General features: G+C 74.1%; 11 protein-coding genes and 1 pseudogene. 5 read left to right on the top strand and 7 right to left on the bottom strand.

The window, feature by feature from the left end; all coding sequences use genetic code 11:
• Positions 1-93: 93 nt before the first annotated feature.
• Genes EKG83_RS25025 through EKG83_RS25015 form a run of 3 tightly spaced genes read left to right on the top strand, consistent with a single transcriptional unit; the run spans position 94 to position 3,294 of the window.
• Positions 94-999, top strand: coding sequence for an endo alpha-1,4 polygalactosaminidase (locus EKG83_RS25025; protein WP_084716967.1), 906 nt, complete (start codon positions 94-96; stop codon positions 997-999).
• 34 nt (positions 1,000-1,033) lie between these two features.
• A complete protein-coding gene (locus EKG83_RS25020; protein WP_033434234.1) occupies positions 1,034-2,347 on the top strand; it encodes a nucleotide sugar dehydrogenase in 1,314 nt (437 codons plus the stop codon).
• Positions 2,344-3,294 carry an NAD-dependent epimerase/dehydratase family protein gene (locus EKG83_RS25015; protein WP_033434233.1) on the top strand — a complete coding sequence of 317 codons (951 nt, stop codon included), beginning with the start codon at positions 2,344-2,346 and terminating at the stop codon, positions 3,292-3,294. Before EKG83_RS25020 ends, EKG83_RS25015 begins: the two co-directional genes overlap by 4 nt.
• Before the next feature lie 262 nt (positions 3,295-3,556).
• On the opposite strand, the gene EKG83_RS25010 is transcribed toward EKG83_RS25015, so the two are convergent.
• From EKG83_RS25010 to EKG83_RS48210, 6 genes are read right to left on the bottom strand one after another with little or no spacing between them, the layout of a single operon-like run.
• Positions 3,557-4,447: an NAD-dependent epimerase/dehydratase family protein gene (locus EKG83_RS25010; protein ID WP_033434232.1), complete on the bottom strand. Its 891-nt coding sequence runs from the start codon at positions 4,445-4,447 to the stop codon at positions 3,557-3,559.
• Complete coding sequence (locus tag EKG83_RS25005; protein ID WP_033434231.1) at positions 4,444-5,184, bottom strand: nucleotidyltransferase family protein; 741 nt, start codon at positions 5,182-5,184, stop codon at positions 4,444-4,446. The genes EKG83_RS25010 and EKG83_RS25005 overlap by 4 nt, the downstream gene beginning before the upstream one ends.
• Before the next feature lie 34 nt (positions 5,185-5,218).
• Positions 5,219-6,577: a hypothetical protein gene (locus EKG83_RS25000; RefSeq protein WP_153278363.1), complete on the bottom strand. Its 1,359-nt coding sequence runs from the start codon at positions 6,575-6,577 to the stop codon at positions 5,219-5,221.
• Positions 6,574-8,034, bottom strand: coding sequence for a GT4 family glycosyltransferase PelF (gene pelF / locus EKG83_RS24995; RefSeq protein ID WP_051766678.1), 1,461 nt, complete (start codon positions 8,032-8,034; stop codon positions 6,574-6,576). The genes EKG83_RS25000 and pelF overlap by 4 nt, the downstream gene beginning before the upstream one ends.
• Positions 8,031-10,124 (bottom strand): Agd3-related carbohydrate-binding protein, encoded by a 2,094-nt coding sequence (locus tag EKG83_RS24990; RefSeq protein ID WP_228122190.1) that lies wholly within the window; start codon positions 10,122-10,124, stop codon positions 8,031-8,033. The genes pelF and EKG83_RS24990 overlap by 4 nt, the downstream gene beginning before the upstream one ends.
• Positions 10,121-12,217, bottom strand: a complete 2,097-nt coding sequence (locus EKG83_RS48210; RefSeq protein WP_051766677.1) for an Agd3-related carbohydrate-binding protein — start codon at positions 12,215-12,217, stop codon at positions 10,121-10,123. The genes EKG83_RS24990 and EKG83_RS48210 overlap by 4 nt, the downstream gene beginning before the upstream one ends.
• Positions 12,218-12,714: 497 nt before the next feature.
• On the opposite strand from EKG83_RS48210, the gene EKG83_RS24985 reads away from it, so the two are divergent.
• The gene (locus EKG83_RS24985) at positions 12,715-14,235 is read left to right on the top strand and encodes a spherulation-specific family 4 protein (RefSeq protein ID WP_084716966.1); all 1,521 of its coding nucleotides are present in this window, start codon (positions 12,715-12,717) and stop codon (positions 14,233-14,235) included.
• 55 nt (positions 14,236-14,290) lie between these two features.
• Here EKG83_RS24985 and EKG83_RS24980 read toward each other — a convergent pair.
• Positions 14,291-14,623, bottom strand: a pseudogene (locus EKG83_RS24980) (MmcQ/YjbR family DNA-binding protein); the annotation flags it as partial.
• A gap of 189 nt (positions 14,624-14,812) precedes the next feature.
• On the opposite strand from EKG83_RS24980, the gene EKG83_RS24975 reads away from it, so the two are divergent.
• Positions 14,813-16,492, top strand: a complete 1,680-nt coding sequence (locus EKG83_RS24975) for a hypothetical protein (protein ID WP_051766676.1) — start codon at positions 14,813-14,815, stop codon at positions 16,490-16,492.
• Positions 16,493-16,653: the final 161 nt, after the last annotated feature.

The following is a 16,653-nucleotide window of genomic DNA, read 5'->3' as shown; positions in this document are numbered from 1 at the left end:
CGTTCTGGTAATCCGCAATTCACGTATCGGCGCCCGGATCGGTTCCCCTCAACGGGGCATTGCCCGGTTTACCTGCGCCGGTATGGTGGTGCCGTGGTGGGTCGACGGTTTCCCGGCGTTTTCGTCGTCCTCCCGGTGGTCCTGCTCCTCGGTGCACCCGGGTGTGCTCCGCAAAGGGTGGTGGAGAAACATCCGGACGGTTTCGCGTACCAGTTGCAGGGTTATCGGGACGGCGGGCTCGAAGAATTGGCTTCGTCCTCTTTCCGCTACGTCGTGGTCGACTTGGCGCGGGATGCCGGAAATTCGTACTTCACCCGCGCCGAGGTGTCCCGGCTGCGGGCATCCGGGAAGATCGTGCTGGCCTACTTCGAAATCGGGGCGATCGAGTCGTTCCGGCCCGAGCACGCCGCCGTCGCGGCCGACCCGGCCCGCCTGGTCCTCAACGAGTGGGCGAGCTGGCCCGGCGAGCACTTCGTCCGCTACTGGGAGCCGAGCTGGTGGGAGCTGGCCGTCCGGCCCCGGCTGGACCGGGCGCTGGCCGCCGGGTTCGACGGCGCCTACCTGGACACCCCGCTGGCCTACGAGGAGATCGACCAGGACCTGGTGCCCGGCCTGGACCGGGCGGAGCTGGGCAGGCGCATGGTCGACCTGATCGCCCGGATCGCCGGGCACGCCGAGGCCGCCCGCCCCGGGTTCCTGGTGTTCCCGCAGAACTCGCCCGAGCTGCTGGCCCACCCCGGCTACCTCGACGCCATCGACGGCATCGGCGTGGAGGAGCTGTTCTTCCTGGCCACCGACCGGCCGTGCACCGCCTCGTACTGCGCGGCGAACCTGGCGGCCACCAGAGAGATCCGCGACGCCGGCAAGACGGTGTTGGCGGTGGACTACGCGGTGCGGCCGGACAACGTCGCGGCGGCGTGCCGCCGGTACCGCGAAGAGGGTTTCGAGGGATACGTGACCGTGCAGGCGCTGGACCGGGTCGGCGCGCCCTGCGGGTGACCCGTCGGACGCGCCGGACCAACGAGGAGCGGATGTGACGGAAGGACCACCGGAGCTGCACCGGATCGGGATCGTCGGGATGGGCTACGTCGGCCTCACGCTGGCCGCCGCGCTGGCCCGGCGCGGGTTCGAGGTGCACGGCGTCGACACCCAGCAGGCCGTGCTGGACTCGCTGTCGCGGGGCCGGGCGCACATCTTCGAACCGGGTGTCGAGGAGACCTTCGGGGAGTGGGTGGGCAGGCGCATCTTCCTGGGCCCCGACCTGCCCGACGGCGGCGTGGACGCGGCGGTGGTCTGCGTCTCGACCCCCGTGGACGAGACCGGTCACGAACCCAGGCTGGGCAACCTGGCCGCGGCCGCCGAGCACATCGCCAAGCGGTGCTCGCCGGACACCCTGGTGGTGGTCCGCAGCACGGTGCCGGTGGGCGCCACCAGGTCGGTCGTGCTGCCGCGGCTGGTGGACGCGTGGGGCTCGGCGCGGCTGGTGATGGCGCCCGAGCGCACCATCCAGGGGCAGGCGCTGCGCGAGCTGGTCGAGCTGCCGCAGGTCGTCGGCGGGCTCGACGACGAGAGCCTGCGGCTCGGGCTCGCGCTGTTCGGCCGGCTGACCGACCGGGTGGTGCCGGTGTCGAACCTGGAGACGGCCGAGCTGGTCAAGCTCGCCAACAACTGCCACACCGACGTGATCTACTCCTACGGCAACGAGGTGGCCGGGCTGACCGAGCGGCTGGGGCTCGACCCGCTGGAGGTCATCCGGGCCGCCAACCTGGACTACCCGCGCCCCGACCTGGCCAGGCCCGGCTACGTGGGCGGCGGCTGCCTGTCGAAGGACCCGTACATCCTGCTGTCGGTCGCCGGGCGGGTGGGCCGCGAGCTGCCGCTGGTCGGTGCCGCCCGGAAGGTGAACGAGGACCTGCCGCGGCACGTCGCCGAACGCGTGGTGGAGCTGATGGGCGCCCGGCCCGGCGACGCGCTGCTGGTGCTCGGCTGGGCCTACAAGGGCCGCCCCGCCACCGACGACATGCGGGGCACGCCGATCGCCTCGATGACGCCGGTGTTCGCCGACGCGGGCCTGCGGGTCCTCGGCCACGACCCGCTGGTGGACGCCGGGGTCATCCGCCGCTACGGGGGCGAGCCGGTCGACCTGGCCGCCGGGTTCGCCGCCGCCGACGCGGTGCTGGTGATCACCGACCACCGCGAGTACCAGGACCTGGACGTCGACGCGCTGCTGCCGGGGTCCGGCATCCGCCTGCTCTACGACTCCTGGCGGCTGCTGGAACCCGACCGGGTCACCCGGCACGGCGTCCGCTACGCCGCCCTGGGCTACGAGCCGGGGGCGGCCCGGTGAGGGCGCTGGTGCTGGGCGGCGCCGGGTTCATCGGGGTGCACCTCACCCGCCGCCTGCTGGCCGACGGCCACGACGTGGTCGTCGTCGACGACTTCTCCCGCGGCCGCGACGACACCGAGCTGGGGCTGCTGGGCGTGCCGGTGGTCTCGGCCGACCTCACCGACCCGGCGGCCTTCGACGCGCTGCCCGACGACGTCGACCACGTGTACCTGCTGGCCGCGGTGGTGGGGGTGCGCAACGTCGAGCGCGACCCGGAGCGGGTGATCCGGGTCAACACCCTGGTCGTGCTCAACGCGCTGGCGTGGGTCACGCCCCGGCACAGGCTGTTCTTCGCCTCCACCAGCGAGACCTACGCCGGCGGCGTGGACTCCGGTGTGGTGCCGGTGCCGACGCCCGAGTCGGTCCCGCTGGTCGTGGCGGACGTGACCGCGCCCAGGGCCGCCTACGGCGTGAGCAAGGTCCTCGGTGAGGCCGCGGTCGCGCACACCGGGCGGGCGAAGGGCGTCGCGGCCGTGATCGGCCGGTTCCACAACGTCTACGGGCCGCGGATGGGCGCCGACCACGTGATCCCCGAGCTGTCGCTGCGCGCGGCCCGGCGCGAGGACCCGTTCCGGGTCTACGGCACCGACCAGTACCGGGCGTTCTGCCACGTGGACGACGCGGTCGAGGCGGTGGTGCGGCTGATGGCGGCGGACGAGGCCGTCGGCCGCGTCGTGCACATCGGCGACGACACGGCCGAGACCAACATCGGCGACCTGGCCAGGCTGGTGCTCGACGTCGCCGGCCACGACCCGGTGCTGGAGCAGGTGCCCGCGCCGCGCGGCTCGGTGCACCGCCGCTGCCCCGACCTGACCCTGCTGCGGGCGATGACCGGGTTCAAGCCGACCGTGCCGCTGGAGGAGGGCGTTCGGCAGACCTACGAGTGGTACCGGGACCACGCGGGGTGAGAGAGGGCGGGTGTGCCGGTTCGGCCGGCACACCCGCCCGGGTCCCGGGGCGTCCACCGGTCCCGCGCCGGGGTGAGCCCGGCCGGACCGGCGCGCCGTTCGACCACCCGCCGTTCGACCCGGTCCTCGACCCGCGCGTCACACCCGCGAACACCCCTCGGCCGGCGCACCCGGCACCCCTGGCCCGCCGAACCCGGCGCACCCGGCCCGCCGAACGGGGAGGCGGGTGTGCCGGCACCCCACCGGCACACCCGCCCGGCCCTCACCCCGAGCCACCCGCCCAGAGGTCGCGCACCGACGCCCGCAGGTCGTGCCGCGGTCGCCAGCCCAGCACCTCGCGGGCGCGGGTGACGTCCGCCGCGATCCAGTCCACCGCGCGGGACCGGTCGGGCGCGGGGTCGGACTCGACGACCTGGCCGGTGAACCCGGACTCCTCGACCAGCAGCTTCACCGCGTCCCGGACCACGACCGCCGTGCCGCTGCCGATGTTGAGCACCGGGCCGGGCGCGCCGGTCGCCAGGGCGGCCAGGGCGACCGCCTCGGCGATGTCGCGGACGTCGACGAAGTCCCGGTGCGCGCCCAGCGGGCCGAGCCGGACGCCGGTGGCGGCACTGCGGATGGCCGCCACCGCGCGGCCCAGCACGGTGTCGTGGGGCGCGCCCGCCCCGACCGGGTTGAACACCCGCAGCACCACGGCGTCCGCCCGGCCCGCCGCCACGGCCGCCCGCACCAGGCCGGTGGCCGACAGCTTGGTGGCCCCGTAGGCGCTGACCGGCTTCTCGGGCGCGTCCTCGCCGACCGGCCGGCCCACCGGCACCACGCCGTACTCGGCCGCCGAGCCCAGGGTGACCAGCCGGGTGGCCGCGGGCAGCGCGTCGAGCAGGCGCGCCACCGCCGTCACGTTGGCCGCGACCAGCTCGGTCGCGGTGCCGCCGAGCCGCCCGGTGCAGTTGACCACCGCGTCCGGCGCGGTCGAGGAGAGCAGGTCCGCCGGATCGGTGCTGACCAGGTCGTGCCGGACGTGGTCGCCGCCCGGCGGCCCGCCGCGCCGCACCGGGACGACCTCCACCCCCGGCCGGGCGGTGAGCGCGGCGACGACCCGCCGCCCGAGGTAGCCGGTGGCGCCGAACACCAGCACCCGGGTGGGGCTCACGACACGGCTCCCAGCGGCGCCCGCCGCGGTCCCGGGAGCAGCGCCGACCGCGCCTGCTCGAAGCAGCGGTTGGCCTCGTCGTAGTCGTCGGGGCGGCCGATGTCGAGCCAGTAGCCCTCGAACTCGTAGGCGGCCGGGCGGCGGCTGCGGGCCAGCAGGTCGAGCACCAGCTGGTCCAGGCCGAACGGCACGTCCCGCGGGTAGGGCGCCAGCGTCTCGCGGGACATCGCGTACACGCCCATGCTGACGCCGTAGGACAGCTCCGGCTTCTCGACGAAGTGCACGATCCGGCCCTGCTCGGTGGACAGCGTGCCGAAGTCGATCTTCACCTTGCGCTGGTACGTGGCCACCGTCAGCGGCGCCCCGTTGGCCGTGTGGTGCGCGAGCAGCGCCGTGTAGTCCAGGTCGGTGAGCACGTCGCCGTTCATCACCAGGAAGTGCTCGGGCAGCCGGTCCAGGAAGTTCAGCAGCGGCCCGATGGTGGACAGCGGTTTGACCTCCTCGCTGTAGTCGACCGCGAGGTCCCAGCGCGAGCCGTCGCCGACGAAGGCCCGGATCAGCGAGCCGAGGTGGCCGATCGCCAGGGTGACGCGCCGGAACCCGCGGGCGCGCAGTTGTTGCAGGATGATGTCGAGGATCGCGTACTCCTCGCCGATCGGGACCAGGGGCTTGGGCAGTGCCGTCGTGTAGGGGCGGAGGCGCACCCCACGGCCGCCGGCGAGTATCACCGCGTGCATACCGGGTCCTCCTTATCTCATCGGTGGTGGCATCTCATCGGTAGTGGCGAACCTGGCCGACGCTCCGGTGGAGCGCCGCCAGCAGCAGGAGGGACAGGAGGGCTCCGCAGGCCAGGAACACCGGCACGTCGACGTCGGGCACCGCGTCGCCGACGACCGCGACCACCGCGACGTCGATCAGCAGCACCCCCGACGTGAGCAGCGGTGCCAGGGCCGCGCCCCCCGTCCGGACCAGGACGAAGCCGAGGAAGTACGCGCCGCCGAGCACCACGTGCCCGTCGACCAGCAGCGCGCCGGGCGCGGTGAGCGCGCCGGACCACCGCAGCACCAGCATCAGCACCAGGGCGACCGAGCCGAGCGCGAGCAGGCACGTGGCGTACTCGCGCAGCAGCAGGCGCCACACCGCGGCGCGGAACCGCTCGGGGCGCCCGGTGGTGCGCAGCAGGCGCCCGGCCCGGTCGAACAGCCGGTTGGCGCGCCACTCGACCACGCCCATGCCCAGCGCCAGCGGCGCCACCGCGATCGCGAGGTCCAGCGGGCCCAGCACGTGGCGGGCGTCGGTGTGCAGCAGGAGCGCCGCGCCCGCCGCCGCGTGCGCCGCACCGGGCAGCGCGCCGCGCGCCAGCACCCCGAGCGGTGGCACGCGCCCCGGGCCGACCGGCCCGGCGGCCCGGCAGGTGCGCCACGCCCCGTGCAGGGCCAGCACCGCGGTGGCGGCGCCGGCCAGCAGGACCGGCACGACGAGCGCGTCGGCGTAGCCGGAACCCAGGTGGACCAGCCCGGCCACGCCTGCGGGCAGCGCGGCGAGCAGCAGCCGGCCCTCCGCGCGGTGGAGCAGCAGCGCGCCGGCGGCGGCCTGGAAGGCGGCCAGCACCGCGACGAACAGCACCGTGCCCGGTCCGCCGCCGGTGAGCAGCGCCAGCAGCACCGCGCCGAGCGCCGCCGCGGCGGTGCCCAGGCCGCCCAGCACGACCAGCGCCCTGGCCGCCGCGCCCGCGCCGGCCAGCCGGTGCGCGACCCAGCTCGTCACCGCGCCCCACACCCAGCCGGTGGAGGTGCCGAACAGCAGGGCGCGCAACGCCTCCGCGTCGCCGAGCACCGCGAACACCGCCGGGTAGGCGGTGGTGGGCATCAGGTACAGCGGGCCGTGCCCGGCGTCGAGCCACGCCCGCGGGCGCTCCGGCGGCGGCTCGGGTTCGGGTTCGGCCGTCGGTTCCGCGGCCAGCCGCGCGTACACCTGCTCGGCCAGCTCGAACACGTCGGCCGCGCCGTGGTCGTCGAGCGCCACCGCGTCGGTGACGCCCTGGCTCTCCAGCAGCGCCGCCACCTGCAGCTCGTCCACGGGGTCGGGCAGCAGCGCCCGCACCCGCTCCACCGGGTCGGTCACGCTCATCCCGCGCCCCCCGGCAGCGCCAGCTCGGCGTACCGGGTCCGGTAGCCGTCGTTCCAGCGCTGGAGGGTGAAGCGCTCCAGCACCCGCTGCCGGGCCTCGCGGCCCAGGCGGTCGCGCAGCTCGCCGTCGGTGAGCAGCCGGAGGCAGGCGCGCGCCACGGCCGCGTGGTCGCGCGGCGGCACCAGCAGGCCGGCGCCGCCGACCGCCTCGGGCACCCCGCCGACGCTCGTGCACACCGTGGCCCGGCCCGTGGACATCGCCTCGACCAGGGAGTAGGGGAAGCCCTCCGACACGCTGGTCAGCGCCACCACGTGCCCGGCGTGGTAGGCGTCGACCTGGTTGGGCACCCGGCCCTCGAACACGGCCGCGCCCGCCAGGTCGAGCTGCTCGACCAGCCGCACGCAGTCCGCGTGGTAGTCCCGGTTGGCCGCGGTGACCGGGCCGAACACCCGCAGCCGCGCCCGCGGCAGCTCCGCCCGGACCAGCCCGAACGCCCGGATCAGCGTGCGCACGTCCTTGAGCGGGTCGATCCGGCCCACGAACACGATCGTCGGCTCGTCCGGCTCACCCGCGGCGGGCGGGAAGTCGTCGGGGTCGATGCCGTTGTACATCGTGTTCACCCGCGCCTCGTCCGCGCCGTTGCGCAGCTGCCACCGGCGGTTGTAGTCCGAGTGCGGCGCCAGCACGTCGCAGGCGCGGTAGGCGGCGCCGGCCAGCGCCCGGTGGAAGCCCAGCACCAGTGCCCGGACCGCGCGCGGCCCGCCCTGCTCGGCCGCGCCGAGGTAGCGCTCCCGCAGGTACACGCCGTGCTCGGACATCAGCAGCGGTGTGCCGTGCGCCCACTTGGCCGCCAGGCCGACCAGCGCGCTCAGGCCGTTCATGGCCAGGTGGCACACGTCGACCCGGACCGGCGGGTGCCACAGCGGCCGCAGCATGTGTTCGAGCTGGTCGGTCACCGCCACCGCGTGGTGCAGCGGCAGGGGACTGCCGCACCGCTCGGCGGTGACGTCGACCAGCCTGCCCACCGCGTCGTTGGACACCAGCGCCGGCCCGAGGTCGGCCGAGCGGGACAGCTCGAACAGGCGCCGCAGCGCCACCAGCAACGCCTCGGCGCTGCCCTCGGCGTGCGGGACGAAGGACCGCAGGAACGCGTCGTGGGCCGCCGCGAACCCCTCCGGTTCGCGCCGGGCCGGGCCGGGCGACCCGCCCCACAGCGGGATGTCGACCACCCCGACGAGGTTGGCGGGCGCGGGCCAGGAGGGGCGCTCGGTGCCGTCCACGGTCAGCGCCACCGCGGTGAACGCGTGCTCGGGCATGCCGCGCACGAGCTGGTCGCACCACAGGCTCACGCCGCCGGGGTGGTAGGGGTAGGTGCCCTCGGAGACCAGCGCGACCCGCAGCCCGTCGTCCGGGTCCGGGGGGTCCGCCGTGACGGGGCGCACCGCGGGAACGGTCATGGGCGGGGGCTCGCCGTCAGCACGACCTGCTCGCCCGCGGTCAGCCCGATCCGCGACACCTGGTCCGAGCCGTAGACCTCGGCCTCGTCGGGGGAACCCTGGTCGGCCCCGGTCGCCTCCCTGGTCTCCACCCCGGTCACGAACAGGGCGCCGTCGCGGGCCGCCGGGTAGGTGACCGCGCCCGTGGCCCGGTCCCAGACCGCGTCGCGGTGCTCGGCCAGCTCGGCGAAGTGCGCGGTCCGCGCCTCGACGTAGTGGGCCAGGGTGAGCCAGTCGGGGTTCTCCAGCGGCACCGCGCACAGCGCGTCGTAGGCGGCCACCACGGCCTCGGCCCAGTCGAACGCCAGGCTGCGGCCGGGTTGGTACTCGCGCAGGTTGCCCTGGTGCAGCGTGTGCGCGTACACCGACCCGCCCAGCAGGTGCTGCAGCGCCACCGCGGCCTCGGCGGCGACGACCTGCTCGTAGGTCAGCCCGGTGCCGCGCTCGTGGTTGTAGAGGGCCACCTGCTCGGCGGGCTCGGTCGCCTCGAAGGCGATGCTGGTCGGCCAGTCGGGCACGACCAGCACCTCCCGCCGCAGCGGGTGGTGGACGCCGCAGTTGAAGCAGGTCGGCCGGTGGCCCTCGAAGGACATGTTGCCGTGCAGGTAGCGCACGCCCACGTCGTGCGCGGCGTCGAGCAGCGCCTGGTTCGACCGGGCCAGCCCGAAGTCGGTCGGCGGCCCGGACGAGCCCGCCGCCGGGTCGAACACGCCCAGCCCCGAGTACTCCGGGGTCTTGAGCACGGCCGCCGGCACCGGCAGCCCGGCGGCCGCCGCGATCCGCAGGTTGTCGGTGATCTCGTTCCGGCTCGTGTCGTAGGGCGTGTCGTTCATCTGGGGGTGGTTGACCGTGTGGTTGATCCACCGGAACCGGTCCACCAGGGCCTTGGAGCAGCCGCTGAGCGCGTCGCCCCCGCCGGTGCCGGCGCAGGTGGCCTGCGCCGCGGCGTCGAACCGGCCGCCGTTGTAGGGCAGGTTGAGCGTGAACCCGGCGGCCACCGGGTGGCGCTCGCGCAGCCCGCGCTGCTGCGCGTCCACGGCCACGGCGTCACCGGCGCCGAGCCGGTACAGCTCCGCGGTGCCGTCGGGGCGCAGGCGCTGGGTGACGTTGAACCAGTCGTCGACGTCGACGTTGAACCAGTGCCGCCGCTCGCCGAGCAGCACCCCGCGGTTCGCCCAGCGCACGACGGCGTGGCCGAGCAGCAGTTCGGCGGTCGAGCCCGGGCTCAGCGAGAAGGTGAGCGCCAGGCGCTCCCGGCCGTCCGGCGCCCGGCTCGTCACCGCGGCCACCCGGTCCTCCACCGACAGCAGGGGTTCGGCGCCGCAGCCGTCGGCGACCAGCGTCCGGTACAGGTAGGCGTTGGTGAGCGGCACCGAGGCTTCGGGCCTGAGGTGGTCGAAGACCCGCCGGCCGGCCGGGGTGAGCGAGAGCGGCACCGGCGCCCCGCTCACCGCACCCTCGGACCCGGACCGCAGGCACAGGTCGTCCGGGTAGGTGCCGGGGTGGGTGTTCAGCGCCGCCTGCCGGACCCGGTAGGCGCGCTCGTAGTCCTGCAGGACCTGCCACTGCCCGTCGTCCAGCGCGGAGGTGTAGGCGCCGTCCGCGTCGGGTCGCAGCAGCGCGCCGCTGGTCAGCAGGACCGCGCTGTACCGGCCGACGCCGTCCGCGCCGACCAGCCGGTCCGCGGTCAGCGGTTCGGCGCCCGCCACGAGCACGTCGTACGGCGTGCCGATCGCGTCGAGCACGGACCGCCAGGCGGCCAGGCCGAAGTCGTCCTGGCCCGTGGCGACCACGAGCTGGCGCAGCGCCACCCGGTCGCCCCGCGCGGCCGGGCCGGTCGGCGGCCCGGCCCGGCGCACGGGGATTCGCTGCTTGGCCGGCACCGCGACCGGGACCGGGTCCGGGACGGGCGGCGCCGCGCCCGCCCCGGTCGGTCCGGCGCCCGACGGGGCGGGCGGGCTCATGACGGTGATCGCGCCGAGCGCCAGCAGCAGGACCGCCAGCAGCGGCGCGTGCACCGGGGGAGCCGATCGCGGCAGCCTCGTCCTCATCGACGCGTGTCCACCGCGGCCGTGACGCGGGTGCCCGCCCTGGTCGTGATCCTGGTGACGCTGTCCTGCCCGTACCGCTCGGTCTCGGCACCGGAGGCGGTGGCACCGGTGATGAACAGCGAGCCCGCGGTGGCCGCGGTGTAGGTCACGGTGTTGGCCGCCCGGTCCCAGATCGCGTCGCCGCCCGCGGCCAATTCGGCGAAGTGCGCGTTCCTGGCCTGCACGTACCGCGCCAGGGTCGGCCAGTCCGGGTTCTTCAACGGCACCCGGTACCGCGCGTCGTACTTGTCGACCACGGCCTTGAGCCAGTCGAAGGTGAGGCTGCGCCCGACCCCGTACTGCCGCAGGTTGCCCTGGTGCAGGGTGTGGCTGTAGACCGAGCCGGTCATGACGTGCTGCAGCGCCACCTCGGACTCGTAGTGGACGACCTCGGCGTAGGTCAGGTCGTGGTCGTGGTACGGGAACCTGCCGTTGGGGCCGTAGAGCCGGTTGTAGAACAGCGTCAGCTCGGCGGGCGCGGTGGTCTGGTAGCCGATGTTGGTCGGCCAGTCCGGTACCACCAGCAGCTCGGGCCGCAGCGGGTGGTAGGTGCCGCAGTTGAAGCAGGCCGGCCGGTGGCTGGCGAAGGACATGTTGCCGTGCAGGTAGCGCACGCCCACGTCACGCGCGGCGTCGAGCATGGCCTGGTTCGACCGGGCCAGCCCGAAGTCCGTCGGCGGGTCGGTGTCCGGCGCGTTCGGGTCCGGGTTGTAGACGCCCAGCCCCGAGTAGGCGGGCGTCTTGAGCACGTCGGTGGGCACGGTCAGCCCGGCGTTGCGGCCGATGGTCAGGTTGTCGGCGATCTCGCCGCGGCTGGTCGCGTAGTCGGTCGCGTTCAGCTCCGGGTGGCTCACCGTGTGGTTGACCCAGCGGAACTCGCGGGACAGGCACCGGGAGTAGCTGGTCAGCGGGTCGGGCGTGAGCAGGGAGGAGCACCGCGACGGCGCCGCGGTGTTCAGGTCGCCGCCGTTGTAGGGCAGGTTCAGGGTGAACCCGGCGGCCACCGGGTGCTCCGCCCGCAGCGTCCGCTGCTGCACCGCGACCGCGGCGGCCTCCGTGCCGCTGAGCCGGAACCCGGGGTCGGTCTCCAGGCGGCCGTCGGGGTAGAGGTGGTCGCTGGAGTTGAACCAGTCGTCCACGTCGGCGTTGAGCCAGTGCCGCTGCTCGCCCAGGTGCACGCCCCGGGTCGCCCAGCGCAGCAGGCCGGGGGCGAGCATGTCGGTCTGCGCCAGGTTCTCGTTGGAGGAGAACGTCAGCGCGGCGCGCTCCCGCCCGTCGGTCGAGGTCGAGGTCACGCCCAGCACGTGGGTGCCGACGGTCAGCAGGGGCTGCGCCGCGCAGTTCGGCGCGAGGACCGACCGGTAGGCGTAGGAGTCGCTGATCGGCACCAGCGCGTTGGCCTCCAGGTGGTCGAACAGGGCGGCGCCCGCGGTGGTCAGCGCCGCCTGCACCGGCGGGTTGACCTCGCCCTCGACGCCGGGGCGCAGGCAGTGGTCCTCGGGGAAGGTGCCCCACGAGGTGAACAGCGAGACCTGGCGGACCCGGTGGCTGCGCTCGTAGGCCCAGAGGGTCCGCCACTCGGTGTCGTCGAACGCGCTGACGTACCCGCCGGAGCTGTTGCGGTAGAGCAGGGCGTTGTCGGTGAGCAGGACGGCGTTGTAGCGGCCGACGCCGTCCGAGCGGACCAGCCGCTGCGCGGTGAGCGGTTCGTCCTTGGCCAGCAGCACGTCGTAGGGCGTGCCGATCCGGTTGAGCACGGCGCGCCAGGTGGGCAGGCCGAAGTCGGTGCCGTCCAGGGCGACCACCAGGGGCCGCAGCGCGACCTGGTCGGCCGGCGCGAACGGCGTGCTCTCGGCCTCGGCGGGGAGCGGGCCGTTGACCGGTGTCAGCCGCACCGGGGGCGGTGCCTGCGGCCGCGCGACCGCGGCTTTGATGAAGGGGTGCCGGTGCGATCCCGGCGTGGCGGCCGCGGTGCCGGGCGCGAGGGCCGCGGCGAGCACGGGCGCGAGCAGCGCTACCGCGCATTTTCTCGCGCGCGAAGGACGTGTTCTCAAGGTAAGACCTCCCGGTCGAGTTACCTGATTCCGCACAGCAGCGGTCCCCACGCCGGGTGCGCGGTAGTTCTCCGATCTGTTCCCGTCGAGAAGGTAGGGCGCATTCCGGAGGGGCGGTACCGCAATTCGTGGTAAGTGCCGCCGATTGGAACAACCGGTGGGTGGGTCCCGTTCGATACCGTCTCGTTATTAACGCAGCGGTAACGTAGCCCCGCTACCGGGACGATCGCGCGGGGATGCCGGGTCGGATGTAATGAACGTTAAATTCCCGGCGACCCGGACGACGCCTCGTCGGAGCCTTTTCCGCGCATCGGCGGAAAAGGTCCCGACGCGCTGCCCAGGGGGCATGTGAGTATGTTTCGCGTTTCTTGTCGTGCGTTGTCCGGATCGCGGCGGACGGCATCGGCGAATTCTTTCGCATACCGGCAGGCGGCCTAATCCGGGTCCTGCCTTCCGACCGATTGCCCGTTCGTCGGGAGCGGTCGAAACTGGCCCGCATGGCGCGCCTGAGAACCGCTTTGGCCCGCGTGGGGGCGGTGGTCACGACGTTCACCCTGCTGAACCCCGGTCCCGCGGTCACCCACCAGTGGGCCGCGGTGCCCGCCTACTGGAGCCCGGCGACCCCCGACGGCCTGACCGCGTTCCGGCGCCTGGCCCAGAACCGGCCCGCCACCGGCATCGTGGTGGTCAACGGCAGCCTGAGCAGGCCGGAGGCGCCCTACTCCGACGCGTGGGCCGACGCGATCGGGGCGGTGCACGACTCCGGCGCCAAGGTGCTCGTCTACGTCGACACCGGCTACTTCGGCGTGGACGTGGGCCAGGGCGCGCACCGCACCAGGACCGGCGAGACCTCGGCCGAGGCGTGGGCCGCCCAGGTCCGGCAGGACGTCGACGACTGGTACGCGCTCTACGGCGGCCACGGCGTGGACGGCGTGTTCCTGGACCAGGCCCTGCACACCTGCGGCCCGGACGGCGGGTACGTCGCCCACTACGCCGCGATCGCCGACCACGTCCGCGGCGCCCACCCGTACGCGCACATCGCCGTCAACCCCGGCACCGCGACCGAGCAGTGCTACGACGCCGTCGCCGACACCATCCTGTCCTTCGAGGGCGACCACCAGGCTTACCTGGCGCACACCCCGCCCGCGTGGGAGCGGGGGCACCAGGACCGGGCCAAGTTCTGGCACCTGGTCCACGGCGTGCCCACCGCGCAGGACATGGCCGAGGTCGTGCGCCGCAGCAAGGCCAACGGCGCGGGGTACGTCTACGTCACCGACCGGTCCTTCGGCCCGTACACCTGGGACTCGATCGCCGGCTACTGGGACGCCGAGCTGGGCGAGGTCGCGGGCGTGGTGGACACCAGCCCGCCCGCCCCGCCGCGCGGCACCACCGCGGTCGCCACGCCGTGGCAGGCGGTCCTGCGGTGGCGGTCGGCGCTGGACGACGTGGCGGTGGCCGACTACGAGGTGCTGCGGGACGGCGTGCCGGTGGGCACCACCTACGACACCGCCTTCACCGCCACCGACCTGTTACCCGGGACGACCTACACCTTCGCCGTCCGCGCCCGCGACGTCGCGGGCAACGCGTCGGCCCCCGGCGCGCCGGTCACCGTGGTCACCCCGACCCCGGTGGTGCGGGACCCCGCTGCGTGCCTCGGCCCGACGACCGCCAGCTACCGGGCCACCTTCGCCAGGGACTTCACCCACCGCAGGGTGTTCATCGACACCGACGGCGACGCGACGGGCGGTTGGGTGCTGCCGCCGGGGCTGCCCGCCGGGGTGGACCACATGATCGAGGAGGGCGTGCTCTACCGGTATGTCGGACCGGGGTGGGCGTGGGAGCCGGTGGTCGACGCCGAGCAGGTGGAGGACGGGCGGGTGGTCACCTGGCGGGTGCCCGTCGGCGCGTTCGGCGATTCGGCGGGTGCCACGCAGGTGGCGGTGTTCAACGGCTACGACGGCGTGGACGAGTTCAGCGCGCCGGTCGTGGTGGCGCGGAGCGACGAGGACTGCCCGTAGACCTGCTCCGCCCGGCGCGCGATCGCGCCTGGAGGGGCGGTTGCTCGGCCCAGTCCGGCACCTCGGCCACCAGCTCCTCGGGCGCGGACAGCCGCCACGCCTCGAAGACCAGTTCGGACAGTTCGTCGAGTTCGATGCCGTCGAGGTGGACGACGACCCAGCCGAAGCCGCCTGCGGTGAACTGCTCCTCGAAGACGTCGGGGCGTTCGGCGACGAGGGCGCGCTGCTCGGAGAGGGTCTGCTTGAGACCGGCGGTGTGGGTGCGCGGCCAGTAGTAGCCGAAGCGCTTGCCGCGCACGGTGAGCGTCGTGTACTGGTCGCCTTTGGCCTGGTCGACGTCGGCGAGCGCGTCGACGAGGCGGAAGAAGTCGTGGGCGTGCACGGCCACCGCTGTCCCCCCGGATGTCGGAGCCCGCAGTATACGGGTCGGTGATCAACTGGTGGTGCGCGGTCGGTCCGTCGGGGAAACCGGCGTTCGGGTGCCTCCTCTGGCGTCCGGAACCCGGGTGAACCGATCCGGGTCGCCGTGCGTGTGGGAGCTGTCCGTGCCGCTGGTGCCTGAGGGGGAGACCCGGTCGTGAGCAACGCCGACGTGAGGACGACGTTCATCCGGATGCCGGAGCGCCCGGCGGGCGCGCCCGCCGGGGAGTGGGCGACCGGGTTGTTCAAGAAGCTGGAGCCGCTGCCGAGCGGGCGCAAGCCGCTGCGGGTCGTGGTGGCCGGCGGTGGGCCGGTGGGGTTGTCGTTCGCGTGCGCGCTGCGGGCGATGATGGGCGACCAGGTGGAGGTGCGGGTCCACGACCGGCGGTGGCGGCGGCGGGGCAGCCGGGTGGTGTGGCTGGGCGAGGCGGAGGGGAACTTCCGCCGCGAGCAGGTGGTGACGCTGCAGGGCAACGTGTGGTCCACGCTGCCGCACCTGGTGCAGGAGCGGCTGTTCGCGGAGGGCCGGTTCGGCGAGATGTGGCCGCTGGGGCCGGACTCGCCCGCGGAGCGGGGGCGCCCGCGCAACATCCGGATCCGGTGGATCGAGGACTGCCTGCTGGACATGGCGCAGGACGTGTACGGCATCGAGCTGGTGCCGGGGCGGTTCGAGGTGCCGGCGACCTGGGGCGGGACGGACATCCTGGTGGTGGCGGACGGGGCGAACTCGCCGACGCGGGAGGCGTTGCGGGAGCACTTCGGCACGCCCGACCGGGACTTCTACTCGGTGGACGGCGAGCAGCTGGTGGAGACGGTGCTGGGCATCCGCGTCAAGGGGGTGTTCCCGGACGAGCACACGGTGCCGTTGACCGTGTGCCAGAACCGGTACCTGTTCAACTCGCTGGGCGGCGGGTTCATCAACATGCGGCTGACCGCGGAGGAGGCATCGGAGGTCGTCGCGATCGGCGAGGACGGCCCGGTGGAGTGCATCGCGAAGTTCCGGTGCACGGTGCTGCCGCGCGGCGGGCGGTTCGTGTGCGACCGGCACCGGGCGATCTTCAAGCCGTCGGTGGACCGGTTGTCGTTCCTGTGGCCGCGGGTGCTGGAGGGGGCGCGGTTCTTCGGCGCGGGGCCGCAGGACGTGCTGGGCATCACGGTGTTCCGGTTGGGCATGACGCAGAACGCGCGGTTCACCGCCCAGTTGGGGCCGGAGGCGTTCGGGTTCCTGGTCGGGGACGCGGCGAACTCGCTGCACTTCTGGCCGGGGCGCGGGTTGAACACCGGGGTGAAGAGCGCGTTGTCGCTGGCGGGGACGCTGCGGTCGCGGTGGCGGGGTCGGCCGTTCCGGGCGGCGGACTTCTCCGGGCACGAGGGGTTGATGCAGCAGTTGCAGTACCGCGAGAAGTCGCGGGCGTGGACGACGATGCTGATGCCGGACGAGGACGGGGTGCCGCGGGGGATCGAGGCGCGGTTGCGGGACGGGCTGCGGGGGTCGGGCGACCGGGCGGCGCTGACGGCGGTGCTGTGGGAGCGGGTGCGGGCGGTCAAGGCGCGGCTGGCGGGGCGGATGGGGGCGTTGCCGCCGGACGAGTGGTACCTCCGGCGGATCGCCGGGCTGCACCTGAAGACGTTGCGGCAGCTGGTGGAGACCGGGCCGTGGATCACGCGGGAGATCGGGGGCGACGAGGTCGCGGTGGAGGTGGACTTCCCGGAGTCGTACACGCTGGGCCCGGCGTCGTCGCCGGTGCCAGCCCTGCCCCCGCTGGTGCCGCGGGTGGACTCGGAGCAGACGGTGCTCAGGTCGGTGCGCGACGTGCTGCCGGTGGCGAACCGCTGAGGGCGACCGTCCTGATTGGACCGTTGCGGAGCACGGCACGGCGGTGGGGGGCAATTCCTCGGTCGGGTGATCTTGGACATCACGAACGGGGCATAAGTTGACACGATGAGGTGAACGCACGTCGCAGCGGTGTTTAGCAACGCCCCGACGCCGTAATCCGG

It is taken from the genome of Saccharothrix syringae (genome assembly GCF_009498035.1).
In the GTDB taxonomy this organism is placed as follows: domain Bacteria; phylum Actinomycetota; class Actinomycetes; order Mycobacteriales; family Pseudonocardiaceae; genus Actinosynnema; species Actinosynnema syringae.
This window is presented reverse-complemented; position numbering and strand designations above follow the sequence as displayed.

Coding starts and splice junctions, on each gene's coding strand:
- EKG83_RS24990 (WP_228122190.1), bottom strand. CDS start 10,124: ATGAGGACGAGGCTGCCGCGATCGGCTCCCCCGGTGCACGCGCCGCTG.
- EKG83_RS25005 (WP_033434231.1), bottom strand. CDS start 5,184: ATGCACGCGGTGATACTCGCCGGCGGCCGTGGGGTGCGCCTCCGCCCC.
- pelF (WP_051766678.1), bottom strand. CDS start 8,034: ATGACCGTTCCCGCGGTGCGCCCCGTCACGGCGGACCCCCCGGACCCG.
- EKG83_RS25000 (WP_153278363.1), bottom strand. CDS start 6,577: ATGAGCGTGACCGACCCGGTGGAGCGGGTGCGGGCGCTGCTGCCCGAC.
- EKG83_RS24985 (WP_084716966.1), top strand. CDS start 12,715: ATGGCGCGCCTGAGAACCGCTTTGGCCCGCGTGGGGGCGGTGGTCACG.